Origin of the sequence: Pseudomonas sp. MF6394, assembly GCF_002018845.1 — a bacterium.
Taxonomy (GTDB): domain Bacteria; phylum Pseudomonadota; class Gammaproteobacteria; order Pseudomonadales; family Pseudomonadaceae; genus Aquipseudomonas; species Aquipseudomonas lactis.
The window spans coordinates 58,740-70,854 of the sequence record NZ_MVOJ01000006.1 but is presented as its reverse complement, the minus strand read 5'-3'; the positions used below and the strand labels follow the sequence as shown (position 1 = coordinate 70,854).

Sequence of the window (12,115 nt, the reverse complement as noted above, 5' to 3'; positions counted from 1 at the left end):
CGCTAATCACATTCATAAGGCGTGTTTCTGCCGGCCGGCCCAGGGTGCCAGCATAAAGCTGAACGCCAGGCCCAGGCTGACCGACAAGCCGAAATTGCTCACGGCCGGTGTACTGGAGACCGCCAGCAGGCCGAACGACAACCAGGTCGTCAGTGCCGCCAGCAGTGTTCCCAACAGGCTGACGGCAGGGCCGCCGATCTGCTCGCGCATCAAAATCGCATAGTCGACGCTGATGGCCGTGACCAGCAGCAGGCCAAACAGGCTGAACAACGTCAGCGGCTGGCCCAGCCAACCGAGGCTGGCCAGGCTGCACAGCGCGGCCAGCAGCGGCAGGGCGACGATACGCAAGGCGCCGCCAAAGCCGAAGGGCGCAATCAGCAATAGCACGATCAGCACGCAAGACAGCAACTTCAATTCGGCAGCGCTGATCTGCGTGTCGGCAAACACCCGGTTCAAGTCACCCAGGCGATCCACCAGCTGCACGCCGGGCAAGTCCAGCGCCTGCACCCGCAGCAGCGCCGGGTTGTTCAAGCCTTGCAGGCTGACCATGGCCGCCACGCCGCCGTCCACAGGGCCGAGCCACAGCGTGCGCCAGGGCTCGGCCAGCGGGCCTTGCAGCGCGGCGTCGATGTCTGCGGTGGGCAGCGCCTGCAACTGCGTCACTTCGGCTTGCAGGGCACTCAGGGGCACGCCGAGGTCCAGCAGCGGTTGCCAGTGTGGCGCCAGGTTGTTCAGCGCCTCGCGCAGCTGTTGTTGCTCATCGGGGAGGTTGACCAGTTGATTGAGCGCCAGGTAGCCCTGGAGTTTGTCCATCTGCACCAACTGATCCAAGCGTTTGCCCAGGGCGGCCTGGCGTTCCAGCAACTGCTGCTGATTGCTCGCCCGCACCAGGAAAAACTGGCTGGTGGGCTGGAACCCGGTGATGCGCGCCACGGCCTGGGCCTCTTGCAGCAACTGCGGCGGCGCTCCGATCCATTGGCGGATATCGTTCTTCGTGTTCAGTTGCCACAGGCCCGCCGCGCAGAACAGCAGCACCCACACCAGCAGTACCGAACTGGGCACGCGTTTGAGCAGGGCCGTGCGTAGCTGCCATAAGCTTTGGGCGACACGCAGCGGCCATTGCGCCGGGCGCAGTTCCACGCCCTTGAGCAGCGCGGGCAACAGGCACACGGCGCACAAATAGGCACCGACCAGGCCGGCAGCCGAGAACACCGCAATCTGGGTCAGCGCCGGGAACGGCGTCCAGGCCAGCGCCAGATAACCGATAGCGCTGGTGGCCAGGCTCAGGCTCAGCCCCGGCAGGGTCAGGCGCAACGCCGGCCAACTGCGCCACGGTTGCAGGCTCCAGCTTTTGGACAGGTAATGCAGCGGGTAATCCACCGCCACGCCGATCAGGCTGGAACCCAGCACCAGGGTCATCACATGCATATGCCCAAACAGCGCCACACACGCCACTGCGCCAAACAGCATGCCCACCAGCACCGGCACGAACGCCAGCAATACCCGCCAGCGTCGGAACGCCAGCAGCAGCAACAACAGGATGCCCAGGGTGGCGCCGCCGCCGACCCAGGTCATTTCCCGCGTGGCCTGCTGCTGCCCGTTGGCCGCGTAGAGCAAACCGCTGGCGGCGAGCAGTTGCGCGCCGTGTGCGCCGGCTTGCTCGCGGCTGGCTTTTAGCAAGTCTGCCACCTGCAGCGGCAGCTTCATGTCGAAGGCGTTGCCGGTGGTGCGCGCCCGCAGCAGCACCCAGCTCTTGCCGTCGGCATCGGCGATCAAGGCGCCGCTGCCGATGTCCATTTGCACCGCGCCGTGCTGCGGTTGGCTGTTCTGGATGCGCCCGGTGAGGCCGAGCCAATCGTCCTGGCTGGGCACCAGGCTGAAGCCGGTGAAGGGGTCGAACAGCGATTGCACGCGTTGCTGGATGAACGCGTCCGGCTGTTGGATCAGTTGCTCGCGGTCTTTGGCTGAGAGCATCGACAAGCGCCCGCGCAGCAGTTGTTCGCGCAACGCTGGCAAGTCGGCTTGCAGGTTCCACTGCACCTTTTCAAACAGGCCGCTGGCCTGCCAGCGCTCACCCAGTTGCTGCGCCACGGCCACCGCTTGCTGGCGGTCGGCATGCCCCACCAGCACCAGCATTTCGCGGTTGAGCGGCTCTTGCATGCGCTGTTCGGCTTGCAGTTCCAAGGCGTCCGGCGTGCTGCCGGGCACCAGCTCCATCAGGTTGGCCGACAACGGCGCGCCATCACGCCACTGCCAGCCAGCCAAGGCCAGCACGGCCACCAGCAGGGTCAGGAACAGGCGCGGCAGCAGGCGCTCACTGGGCAAAGTCGTGTTGCTCCGCATCGCTCAACGGCTGGTCGGCGGTACTGTCCTGCATGCGCAGCAGCGTGCTGTCGCCTTGGGTTTCCAGCAGTTCAATGCTGTGCACCAGCGCGCCGCCGTCGATAGTGATCTGGGTGAACACTTGCTTGAGCAGCAGCGAGCGTGGGGTCAGCGTGAGCTTCCACTGTTGGGCCTCACCTTGCAGTTGCAGGTCGAAGTCGCGTTGCAGGCCACTGCTGTCGCCCTGCAGTACCGCCAGGAACAAACGATTCTGTTCGGCGCCGGCACTCTTGTTTGGCAGTAGTTGCCAGCCATTGGCGTCGCGGCGGGCAATGCCTTGAGCTGTAATGCGGTAGTCCTGTTGCAGCGGGGTTTTCAGCAGCCACAGCAGGCCGTGATCCTTGGCGAGCACGAAGGTGCCTTTGCTCACTAGCGGCTGGGGCAGGGCGCGCAGGTGTTTTTCCTGGGTGAAGTGGCCGTGGATGACGGAGGGTTTGCCAAGCTGATCGCTCAACTGCTGCAGGTCGAAGGCGTGGGCACTGAAGCTCAGCAACAACGCCGCCCCTGTAGGAGCGAGCTTGCTCGCGAAAAACCTGAGGGCGCCACGGGGTGTCAGGTGGCCCGCGTTATCGTTGGCGATCTTCGCGAGCAAGCTCGCTCCTACAGGGGGGCTCATTTCAGGGCTCTCTCTACGGCGTCGGTGAAGACTTTGGGCGAGGCCAGTTGCATCTCGCGGCTGGCGATTTGCACCGCCACTTGCACGGTGCTGGCGCGGGTCAAGCGCTCGCCGCTGGCCAGGTCGGTAATCAGGTAGTTCACCTTCAAACGGTTCTCCCATTCCACCAGGCTGGCGCGCACGTTGATCGTCTGGCCGAAGGTCGCGCCGCGCACATAGCGTAGCTGCATGTCGATCACCGGCCACGCGTAGCCGGCTTCGAGCATCGCCGTGTAGTTATGGCCGATCTTGTCCAGTAACGCACAGCGTGCCACTTCCAGGTATTTCACGTAATGCCCGTGCCACACCACGTTCATGGTGTCGATGTCGAAAAACGGCACGAGGATTTCAGTGTCGCTGTGCAATACGCCGGGGCTACGCATGCAGCCTCCAGTGTTGCGCGGCGATGCGTTGCAGGCACAGGCGCAGTTCGCCTTCCAGGGCGCGGTCTTCGATGACCGGCGCAAAGTCCTGGGCCAACTCCGCGTGCATCGCCGCCAGTGCTGGTGGCAGTGGCCGGGCATCCTCGGCCTGGGCGCGCAGCCACACGCCCTGGTTGGCGGCGAGCAAGGTGGCGGCGGCGACCTGTTCGGTCAGCTCCAGCACGCGGATCGCATCGCGGGCGGCGATGGTGCCCATGCTCACTTTGTCCTGGTTGTGGCACTCGGTGGAGCGCGAGAACACGCTGGCCGGCATGGTGTTTTTCAGTGCTTCGGCGGTCCAGGCGCTGGTGCCGATCTGCACGGCCTTGAAGCCGTGGTTGATCATCGCGCGGTCAGCCGGAGCGCCCGACAGGTTGCTCGGCAGGCCATGGTTGTAGCGCACGTCCACCAGCAGTGCGAGCTGGCGGTCGAGCAGGTCGGCCACGTTGGCGACCAGGGTCTTGAGGCTGTCCATGGCGAAGGCGATATGCCCGCCGTAGAAGTGCCCGCCGTGCAGCACACGTTCTTCTTCGGCATCGATGATCGGGTTGTCGTTGGCGCTGTTCAGTTCGATCTCGATGAACGAGCGCAGCCAGTTCAGGCTGTCCGCCAATACGCCGAGCACATGGGGCGCGCAGCGCAGCGAGTAGCGGTCTTGCAGGCGATGCAGCGGTGCGGTGGGTGCGTCGATGGCCAGGTCCTTGCGCAGCCATGCGGCCACTTGCATCTGCCCAGGGTGCGGCTTGGCGGCGAACAGGCGTTCGTCGAAGTGTTCCGGGTTGCCTTGCAGCGCCACCACGTTGAGCGCGGTGATGCGCGTGGCCAGTTGCAACAGGTAGTCGGCGCGGGCAAAGGCCAGGCAGGCCAGGCCGGTCATCACGGCGGTGCCGTTCATCAGTGCCAGGGCTTCCTTGGGTCGCAGTACCAGCGGTTCCCAGCCCAGTTCACGGTGTACGTCGGCTGCCGGGCGGCGTTCGCCACGGAACAGCACTTCACGTTCGCCGGACAAGGTCGCGGCCACGTAGGACAGCGGCGTCAGATCACCGCTGGCGCCTACCGAGCCTTCTTCCGGGATGAGTGGCAGCACATCGTTTTCGAGGAAGGCGTGCAGGCGTTCCAGCAGTTCCACACGCACCCCGGACACGCCATGGCACAGCGACTGCAAACGCGCCGCCAGTACGGCGCGGGTAGCCTGGGCGTCGAGCAACTTGCCCAGGCCGCAACCGTGAAAGGTGTACAGGTGACGCGGCAACGCTTCGACGTGTTCCAGCGGCACCGCCACCACGCAGGAGTCGCCGTAGCCGGTGGTCACGCCGTAGATCACGCCTTCCTTGTCCAGCAGCGAGTCGAGGAACTGCGCGCCCTTGGCGATGCGCTGGCGGTACGCGGCGTCGTCCTGCAGACGAGTGGGCACCTGGCGGTTGGCCAGGGCCAGCACGTCTTCGATGCGCAGGGGGCGTTCACCAAAGGTGATGGGCTCAAGAGGCGTGGTCATCGGTCTTCCAGAAAGGGTAAAAGTTGAACCATTGTTGGGGCGCTTGCAGGCAGAACTGGCCCAGGCGTGCGGCGTAGCGGGCGGCCCACACAGCGATGACCTGCTCGCGGGTGCTGCGCTTCCATTCGATCAAATCGGCAAAGGGCTCGATAGTCAGGCGATAGCGACCCTGGTGCTTGAGGCACATCAGCAGATTGACCGGGCATTTGAGCAAGCCCGCCAGCAGCCATGGGCCTTGGGGGAACGCCGCCGTGTGTCCGAGGAAATCCACCCGCACCGTGCGCCCGCCGTGCAGCGGGATGCGGTCGCCGGCAATCGCCAGCCACTCGCCATCGTCCAGGCGCTGGCTGAGCAGCAGCATGGTCGCCGGGTCCAGCTCGCTGACCTGGATCAGGCGCAAATGGGTAGCGCCAGCCTCGCCCAGCAGGCGGTTGAAGCGCTCGGCGTGCTTGGTGTGCACCAGTACATTCATGGTGACCTGCTCACCAATCTCCGCCAGGGCGCGGCACACTTCCAGGTTGCCCAGGTGTGCGCCCACCAGCATCTGCCCGCGCTCGCCACGCAGTTGGCTGCGTAACTGCGCCGGGTCATTGATCTCGATTTGCTCCAGGCGCAGCTTGCCGTTCCACACGTCGAGCTTGTCCAGCAGCGAGTCGGCGAAGGCCATGAACTGGGCAAAGACGGTGCGGTGGCTCGGCAGCAGGTCATCGCGCCCGCTCCACTGCGCCAGGCGCTGCTGGTATTGCCAGGCGCTGTGCCGCGCGGTGCGGCCGAACAGGAAGAAGTAAAACACGATGCTGTAGAGCAACGGGCTCAACAGTCGACGGCCGAGGACTTTGACCGCGACCGCAGTGAATTTCATCAGCCAGAAGCTGCCGCGTTCTTCGCGGTCGGCCCAGTGCTTGGTGCTGTCGTTCATGCTTGCCACCGCCGCCACAGGATCATCGGCGCGCGCACCAGCATGCCGAAGAACAACCGCGTGTGCATGGCGCTGATGCGCAGGTTGTCGCGCAACAAACGAAAGTGCGACAGGCCGTCGGCGGGGTAGTGCACCTGGGTGGGCAGCCAGCGCATGGGCTGGTTGCGCCAGGCCAGACGCACCAGGATGTCCGAGTCAAAATCCATGCGCGTGCCGATGTAGGCCGAGTCCATCAGTGCCAGGGTCGGCGCCAGCGGGTACACGCGAAAGCCGCACATCGAGTCGCGAATCTCAAGCGACAGGGTGTTGATCCACACCCACACGTGGGTCAGGTAACGTGCGTACAGGCGACCCTTGGGCACGCTCTCATCGTATTCGGGGTAGCCGCAGATGACGGCGTCGGGGTGCTGGCGTGAGGTGTGGATAAAGGTCTCGACTTCGCGCAGGTCGTGCTGGCCATCGGCGTCCACTTGCAGGGCGTGGGTATAGCCCAGGCGCGCCGCTTCGCGGAAACCGGCCATCACGGCGCCGCCCTTGCCCTGGTTGCTGGGCAGGGTCAGCAGGGTGACGTTGTCCAACGTCGCCAACTGCGCCAACACCGCTGCGCAGGCGGGGCTGCTGCCATCGTCGACCAAGAGGCAGGGCAGGCCGCTTTTCAGCACACTGTGGACCACGGCCGGCACGGCGGCTTCGTGGTTGTACACCGGGATTAAAGCGCAGGGGTTATGCATGATGGGGGCACCTGAGGGGACCGAGTCGCCTGCTTCGCGAGCAAGCCCGCTCCCACATGTGATCTGCGCTGTGCATGAAATTTATGCTTGGCACCCAACCCATGTGGGAGCGGGCTTGCTCGCGAATGAGCGCGAAGCGCTCAAATGGCCTACGCATGCGCGGCCTCCAGCACTATCCGGCCACTGGAGCACGCTGCCACCCCATTGCGATAGGCGAAGTACAGCTTGCTACGCTCCCGATCAAAGCGCAGGTGCAGTTCGATGTGATCGCCGGGGCGCACCAGTTGCTGGAACTTGAGCACTTCCATGCCGGCGAACTTGGTGGGCAGGTCGAGCAATTGTTGGCCCAGGTTGAACGCCCATTCCACCTGCACCACCCCTGGCAGTACCGGGGTGACCGGGAAGTGCCCGCTGAAATAGGCCAGGTCCGGTGGGATGCTCAGTTGCAAGGTCCATTCACCTTCGGTTTCGACTTGCGCCAACACCTCAGGCCCTTTCGGGCGAGGCGCCAGCAACAAGGCTTCGATATCGGCCTGGGGCAGCTTGCCCTGGCTGTTCAGCGGCAATTGGCGCAGCACACGCCAGCGGCGCGGCAAGGCCAGGGCTTCGCAATGTTGGCTCAGGTGCTGGCGCAGGGTTTGGGTGAGGGCGCGGCGCCCCTGGTTGCGCAGGGCATGCAGCCCCGCGTCGCTGAGCACCACCACGGCGCCCAGGGACGCGCGGTTTTCCTGCACCACGCCCAGGCGGGTGTCGGCCACCCATTCATGGGCGATCAGCGCCTGTTCCAACATCGGCAGGGAGATGCGTTTTTCTTCCAGCTTGACGATGCGGTCCAGGCGGCCCAGCAGTTCAAACCGGCCATCGGCATGGATGCGTGCGGCGTCGGCGGTTTGTTCGATATGCCCTGCGGGCAGGTATGGCGAGGCGATGCGCAGTGCTCCTTCAGCATCCTGGCTCAGTTGCACATCGGCAAACGGCTGCCAGGGTTGCGCGCCCTGGCGCCAGGCGATACCGCCGGTTTCCGAGCTGCCGAGGATTTCTGTGGGCCATTGCTGCAAGCGGTCGTAGAGGCTGCCGGCCGCGTCAACCGGCAACGCGCCACCGGAGGAAAACACCCGTGCCACCTGGCTCAGTGCCGGCCAGTCGAGGTTGTCGCCCATGCGCTTGAGCAGTGCGGGGCTGGCCACCCAGGCAAACTGTGGGTGCTCACGGCTGGCGCGCTGCATGTCTTCAGGGAACGCCAGTTGCTTGCGCACAAAGGTGCGGCCGGCGCACAGCGGCCACAACACGCGAAACAGCAAGCCGTAGATGTGCTGGGTGGCGACGCTGCCGATGATGCACGCGCCTTTGAGGTCTGCGCCCCACAGCGCTTCCAAGGCCTCTACTTCATTGGCCAGCTGGCGCAGGGACTTGTCGATGCGCTTGGGCTCGCCGCTGGAGCCGGAGGTGCACAGGCTCAGTTGGCAGCTGTCCAGGTCGAGGGCGGCGGCGCTCAAGGGCGCTTGATACAGCGCGTCCAGGTCGCTGGCGTCCACCAGCCAGGCATCCACGGCAGCGGCCCAGCGTTGGCGCGTCTGGGGTTGCAGGTCGGCGGGCAGCAGCACGCTCGCACCGGCCCGCCAGGCGGCCAGCAGCGCAATCGCCAGCAGCCCGGCGTCTTCCAGGTGCACGGCCAGGCGCCGGATGCCCCGGGCCTGCAAGCCTGCGGCGAGGCTCAAGGAGCGCTCGCACAGTTGCGCGTGATTCATGGCGGGCTCGGTAGTCACCCCACGATCCTGCAGTGGCTCAAGCAGCAAGTGCTCAAGTTTCAACCCTTTCATACGCGGCCTCGAACCCTTTGTCGTACCAGCCATTCCACGGCAAACAACAGGCCCATCAACCCGTAGGCGATCAGACCGTTGTACAACGTCCACCAGCTCAGCGGCGCCCACAGGGTGAGCGCGGCGGCGAGCAGGCCATTACAGAGAAAAAACACACTCCACACCAGGGTGACCTGGCGGGTATACACCACCGCGTGGGGCGGCAGGTGCGGGTCGGTCATGCGCGCCAGGCGCTCGACCATCGGCGGGCCGTACTTCAGGCTCAGGCCGAACAACGCCAGCATGAACCCGCTGACCAGGCTCGGGTACCAGCGCAGCCACTGCGGGTTATCGAACCAGGCCAGCGCCAGGCAAAACACGATGACCACCACCGCCATCCACCGGCTGCCCGGGCGCTGCGCAGCGGTGAGCGCGCGCAACAGCCACAGGCTGCCCAGCAATAAGCCGAACTGCCAGGGTGCAAAGTGCTCGGTGCCGTAATACACCGCGAAGGGGTACAGCAGCCCCGCCAATAACAGGCCAAGGCCGATCAGCCGGCTCATGCGGCGGGCTGGACCAGACGGTACACCGCCTCTACCACGTCGTTCACCGTGCGTACCGCCTTGAATTCTTCGGCGGCAATTTTCTTGCCGGTCTGACGCTTGATGTGGTCGATCAGGTCCACGGCGTCGATGCTGTCGATTTCCAGGTCCTGGTACAGGTTGGCGTCCAGGGTGACGCGTTCCGGGGGCAGTTCAAACAGTTCCACCAAGGCGTCGCGCAGGGTGTTGAAAATATCGTCACGAGTTTGCATGGTACGGTCTCAAGCTGCCTGTCGGGCCGTGACGAACGCCGCAAGGCTGGCCACGTTGGTGAAGTGATTGCGGGTGTCCTTGGCGTCGGCATCAATTTTGATGCCGTAGGTTTTCTGGATCGCCAGGCCCAATTCCAGGGCATCGACCGAGTCAAGGCCCAGGCCGTCGCCAAACAGGGTCTGGTCGCTGCCAATATCCTCGGCGCTGATGTCTTCCAGGCCCAGGGCCTCGATGATCAGTAGCTTTATGTCGTGCTCAAGGCGGTGTTGGTCGCTCATCTTCGGCGAGCTCCTTAATGAAATAGTGATGCAGGTGATCGTTGAGCTTGCGTGAAGCCTGGGGCGCGGGCCCGACGGCGGCAAACGCTTGTGGCTCTATATCGGCGCCCACGCGCAAACTGAAGTGAAATCGACGGTGGGGGATGCGATACCAGGGTTCGGCCTTGGTCAGGGTGGTGGGGCTGACCTTGATCACCACCGGGGTGATGATTGTCGCACCCCGCAGGGCAATGGCCGCGCCGCCGCGATGAAAGGCCGGCGCGGCGCCGGGCGTGGTGCGGGTGCCTTCGGGAAAGATGATCAGCGTTTGGCCGGCGCGCAGGGCGTCGGCTGCGGCATCGAGCATGTCGGCGCTGCCGTCGTTGCTGATGTAGCCGGCATCGCGCACCGGGCTGCGGGTGAACGGGTTCTGGAACAGGCTCTGCTTGACCACGCAGTTGGTCTGGCGCATCAGGCCGATCAGGAACACCACGTCGATCAGCGACGGGTGGTTGGCGACGATCATCTGGCCAGGGCGGCCAAGGTTTTCGGCACCCTCGACGCTGTACGTGAGAATGCCCAGGCCCTTCATCAAGCGAATAAAAAACCAGAACAGGCAACTGATGGTGTGGCGTGCACGCCGTTGGTGCTGGCTGGCGTCGCCCGGCAGGCAACTGAGCAGTGGAAACACCAGCAAACGCAGGCACAGCCCGCCGATGCCAAACAGGCAAAAGCTGAGGGCCGTGGCGAACAGGCGCCAGTAATAGGCCTGCCGTGGCTTGTGGGTCAGGGCTTGCGTTGCCAGTTCCATACTCGGTTCTTCCAGGCATGTTGGCAGGCGCCCTGATCGGTCAGCAGGGTGCGCAGCAGGTTCAGGGCGTGGGGCCACTGGGTTTGAGTGAGTTGGACAGTGCCGGTGGTGAGTTCCAGTTGCCACTCGTCGCCCGGCGTGAGCAACAGGCCGAGGGCGTAGGGGAAGGGGACATCCGTGATCCAGCTGGCATAGGCTTGGGGCGGTTGTTCTTCGGTGATCACCAGCAACACGGCGGGTGCGCCTTCGTTGAGCAACGCGGCGGCTTCGAGCAGGCCGTGTTCGAGGCCATCGCCGGCGGCGGCGAGGGCGGTCATCTCGCTGGTTTCATTACGCAGGATCGACCACAGGCCGATCACCGCGTTATGCACCGACAGGCTGAACTGAGTGGGCGACAGCGGCTGCTCGTTGGCCAGGTCGCTGAGGATGTCCAGGGTGCGCGGGGTTTCGCCGTGGCGGGAAATGAACACCAGCGGCAGGTCTTCCAGGCCCTCGGCCAGCGGCCAGCCGACGCTGAACGCCATGCGCGCCAGCCGGCTCAAGCGGCGGCGCTGCATCGCTGGCAAAAATGACACATCGGGGGACGCTTCGCTGGCAGGCAGCAACACCGGGTCCCGGCACCAGGCGTGCCAGTCGTCCGCACTCTCAAGGCCAGGAGCCCAGGCGCGCCATTGGGCGATGTTGAAGTTGATCACTGAGAAGTTATCCCGCCCCTGCGGGCTTCCATGTGCGGCCAATGGCCCCGGATTCCGGGACAGGGAGCAATGGCCGAATGGCGCGCATTATCCCGGTGCCGTGGAGTTCTAGCAAATAGTGGTGAAAATTTGTTCACTGTTGATCACAAATAAGTTGGAAGAACTTACAGATTGTTGGTCATGGCTGATCGACCGTGGAATAGGCGCACTCCTATTTGTTTGTTAGCCAGATGCGGCGCCCGGATGAACGAGGTAGCTAATGGGCGCTTTTGCGCTCTACACTCGGGCATTCATTGATACACGGAGGTTTTTCCATGCGGCGCGTGGTGTTCAATCAAAAAGGCGGTGTGGGCAAGTCCAGCATCGCCTGCAACCTGGCGGCGGTCAGCGCCAGCGAAGGTTATCGAACCCTGTTGGTGGACCTCGATGCACAGGCCAACTCCACCCAGTACCTCACCGGGCTGACGGGTGACGACATTCCCATGGGGATCGCGGATTTTTTCAAGCAAACCCTGTCGACGGGGCCGTTTTCGAAGAAGAACAGGGTGGATATCTACGAAACGCCCTTCGACAACCTGCACGTGATCACCGCCACCCCGGAACTGGCCGACCTGCAGCCCAAGCTTGAGGCCAAGCACAAGATCAACAAGCTGCGAAAGCTGCTGGATGAATTGAGCGAGGATTACGACCGCATCTACCTGGATACGCCTCCAGCGCTGAACTTTTATGCGGTTTCGGCGCTGATTGCGGCTGATCGAGTGCTGATCCCCTTTGATTGCGACAGTTTCTCGCGCCAGGCGCTGTATGGCCTGCTGGCTGAGATCGAAGAGTTGAAGGACGACCATAACGAAGGCCTGGAAGTGGAAGGCATTGTGGTCAACCAATTTCAGGCTCGTGCGAGTTTGCCGCAGCAGATTCTCGATGAGTTGATTGCCGAAGGGCTGCCGGTACTGCCGGTGTACCTGGCCAGTTCGGTGCGTATGCGTGAGTCGCACCAGGAGAGCAAGCCGCTGATTCATCTGGACCCACGGCATAAGCTGACGCAGCAGTTTGTGGACCTGCATAACTTGCTGGAAAACGCCTGACCTCGAGCACTGTGGGGGCCGGGCTTGCCCGTGACCGCTGACCTTGATC

At 64.1% G+C, this 12,115-nt stretch carries 13 protein-coding genes; 1 reads left to right on the top strand and 12 read right to left on the bottom strand.

The annotated features are described in order from the left end of the window. Positions 1–12: 12 nt before the first annotated feature. The 12 genes from MF6394_RS08750 to MF6394_RS08695 all read right to left on the bottom strand — a co-directional run bounded on the left by MF6394_RS08750 (position 13) and on the right by MF6394_RS08695 (position 10,981). A complete protein-coding gene (locus tag MF6394_RS08750) occupies positions 13–2,343 on the bottom strand; it encodes an MMPL family transporter (protein ID WP_078466511.1) in 2,331 nt (776 codons plus the stop codon). Continuing rightward, positions 2,315–2,998, bottom strand: a complete 684-nt coding sequence (locus MF6394_RS08745) for an outer membrane lipoprotein carrier protein LolA (protein WP_050516301.1) — start codon at positions 2,996–2,998, stop codon at positions 2,315–2,317. Before MF6394_RS08745 ends, MF6394_RS08750 begins: the two co-directional genes overlap by 29 nt. Continuing rightward, complete coding sequence (locus MF6394_RS08740; protein ID WP_054896218.1) at positions 2,995–3,420, bottom strand: acyl-CoA thioesterase; 426 nt, start codon at positions 3,418–3,420, stop codon at positions 2,995–2,997. Before MF6394_RS08740 ends, MF6394_RS08745 begins: the two co-directional genes overlap by 4 nt. After that, the gene (locus tag MF6394_RS08735; RefSeq protein ID WP_032893923.1) at positions 3,413–4,954 is read right to left on the bottom strand and encodes an HAL/PAL/TAL family ammonia-lyase; all 1,542 of its coding nucleotides are present in this window, start codon (positions 4,952–4,954) and stop codon (positions 3,413–3,415) included. Before MF6394_RS08735 ends, MF6394_RS08740 begins: the two co-directional genes overlap by 8 nt. Then, positions 4,938–5,873 (bottom strand): LpxL/LpxP family acyltransferase, encoded by a 936-nt coding sequence (locus tag MF6394_RS08730; protein ID WP_044270755.1) that lies wholly within the window; start codon positions 5,871–5,873, stop codon positions 4,938–4,940. Before MF6394_RS08730 ends, MF6394_RS08735 begins: the two co-directional genes overlap by 17 nt. Then, entirely contained in the window at positions 5,870–6,604 is a 735-nt protein-coding gene (locus MF6394_RS08725) for a glycosyltransferase family 2 protein (RefSeq protein WP_078466510.1), read from the bottom strand. The genes MF6394_RS08730 and MF6394_RS08725 overlap by 4 nt, the downstream gene beginning before the upstream one ends. A 149-nt stretch (positions 6,605–6,753) precedes the next feature. Continuing rightward, positions 6,754–8,424: an ApeI family dehydratase gene (locus MF6394_RS08720; protein ID WP_078466509.1), complete on the bottom strand. Its 1,671-nt coding sequence runs from the start codon at positions 8,422–8,424 to the stop codon at positions 6,754–6,756. After that, positions 8,421–8,966, bottom strand: coding sequence for a membrane protein (locus tag MF6394_RS08715; RefSeq protein ID WP_032893920.1), 546 nt, complete (start codon positions 8,964–8,966; stop codon positions 8,421–8,423). The genes MF6394_RS08720 and MF6394_RS08715 overlap by 4 nt, the downstream gene beginning before the upstream one ends. Beyond that, positions 8,963–9,217 carry an acyl carrier protein gene (locus MF6394_RS08710; RefSeq protein WP_003187949.1) on the bottom strand — a complete coding sequence of 85 codons (255 nt, stop codon included), beginning with the start codon at positions 9,215–9,217 and terminating at the stop codon, positions 8,963–8,965. The genes MF6394_RS08715 and MF6394_RS08710 overlap by 4 nt, the downstream gene beginning before the upstream one ends. 9 nt (positions 9,218–9,226) lie before the next feature. Beyond that, on the bottom strand, positions 9,227–9,496 hold the full coding sequence (locus tag MF6394_RS08705; RefSeq protein ID WP_047712414.1) for a phosphopantetheine-binding protein: 270 nt from the start codon (positions 9,494–9,496) through the stop codon (positions 9,227–9,229). Then, a complete protein-coding gene (locus tag MF6394_RS08700; RefSeq protein ID WP_047712415.1) occupies positions 9,474–10,286 on the bottom strand; it encodes a lysophospholipid acyltransferase family protein in 813 nt (270 codons plus the stop codon). Before MF6394_RS08700 ends, MF6394_RS08705 begins: the two co-directional genes overlap by 23 nt. Continuing rightward, positions 10,262–10,981, bottom strand: coding sequence for a beta-ketoacyl synthase chain length factor (locus tag MF6394_RS08695; protein WP_003187954.1), 720 nt, complete (start codon positions 10,979–10,981; stop codon positions 10,262–10,264). Before MF6394_RS08695 ends, MF6394_RS08700 begins: the two co-directional genes overlap by 25 nt. A 314-nt stretch (positions 10,982–11,295) precedes the next feature. Between MF6394_RS08695 and MF6394_RS08690 the strand changes: the two genes are divergently transcribed. After that, complete coding sequence (locus tag MF6394_RS08690) at positions 11,296–12,066, top strand: ParA family protein (RefSeq protein WP_034125599.1); 771 nt, start codon at positions 11,296–11,298, stop codon at positions 12,064–12,066. Positions 12,067–12,115 lie beyond the last annotated feature (49 nt).

What these genes read in the sequence shown, in the direction of transcription:
- MF6394_RS08750 (WP_078466511.1), bottom strand. Translation starts at nt 2,343, where the DNA reads ATGCGGAGCAACACGACTTTGCCCAGTGAGCGCCTGCTGCCGCGCCTG.
- MF6394_RS08745 (WP_050516301.1), bottom strand. Translation starts at nt 2,998, where the DNA reads ATGAGCCCCCCTGTAGGAGCGAGCTTGCTCGCGAAGATCGCCAACGAT.
- MF6394_RS08740 (WP_054896218.1), bottom strand. Translation starts at nt 3,420, where the DNA reads ATGCGTAGCCCCGGCGTATTGCACAGCGACACTGAAATCCTCGTGCCG.
- MF6394_RS08735 (WP_032893923.1), bottom strand. Translation starts at nt 4,954, where the DNA reads ATGACCACGCCTCTTGAGCCCATCACCTTTGGTGAACGCCCCCTGCGC.
- MF6394_RS08730 (WP_044270755.1), bottom strand. Translation starts at nt 5,873, where the DNA reads ATGAACGACAGCACCAAGCACTGGGCCGACCGCGAAGAACGCGGCAGC.
- MF6394_RS08725 (WP_078466510.1), bottom strand. Translation starts at nt 6,604, where the DNA reads ATGCATAACCCCTGCGCTTTAATCCCGGTGTACAACCACGAAGCCGCC.
- MF6394_RS08720 (WP_078466509.1), bottom strand. Translation starts at nt 8,424, where the DNA reads ATGAAAGGGTTGAAACTTGAGCACTTGCTGCTTGAGCCACTGCAGGAT.
- MF6394_RS08715 (WP_032893920.1), bottom strand. Translation starts at nt 8,966, where the DNA reads ATGAGCCGGCTGATCGGCCTTGGCCTGTTATTGGCGGGGCTGCTGTAC.
- MF6394_RS08710 (WP_003187949.1), bottom strand. Translation starts at nt 9,217, where the DNA reads ATGCAAACTCGTGACGATATTTTCAACACCCTGCGCGACGCCTTGGTG.
- MF6394_RS08705 (WP_047712414.1), bottom strand. Translation starts at nt 9,496, where the DNA reads ATGAGCGACCAACACCGCCTTGAGCACGACATAAAGCTACTGATCATC.
- MF6394_RS08700 (WP_047712415.1), bottom strand. Translation starts at nt 10,286, where the DNA reads ATGGAACTGGCAACGCAAGCCCTGACCCACAAGCCACGGCAGGCCTAT.
- MF6394_RS08690 (WP_034125599.1), top strand. Translation starts at nt 11,296, where the DNA reads ATGCGGCGCGTGGTGTTCAATCAAAAAGGCGGTGTGGGCAAGTCCAGC.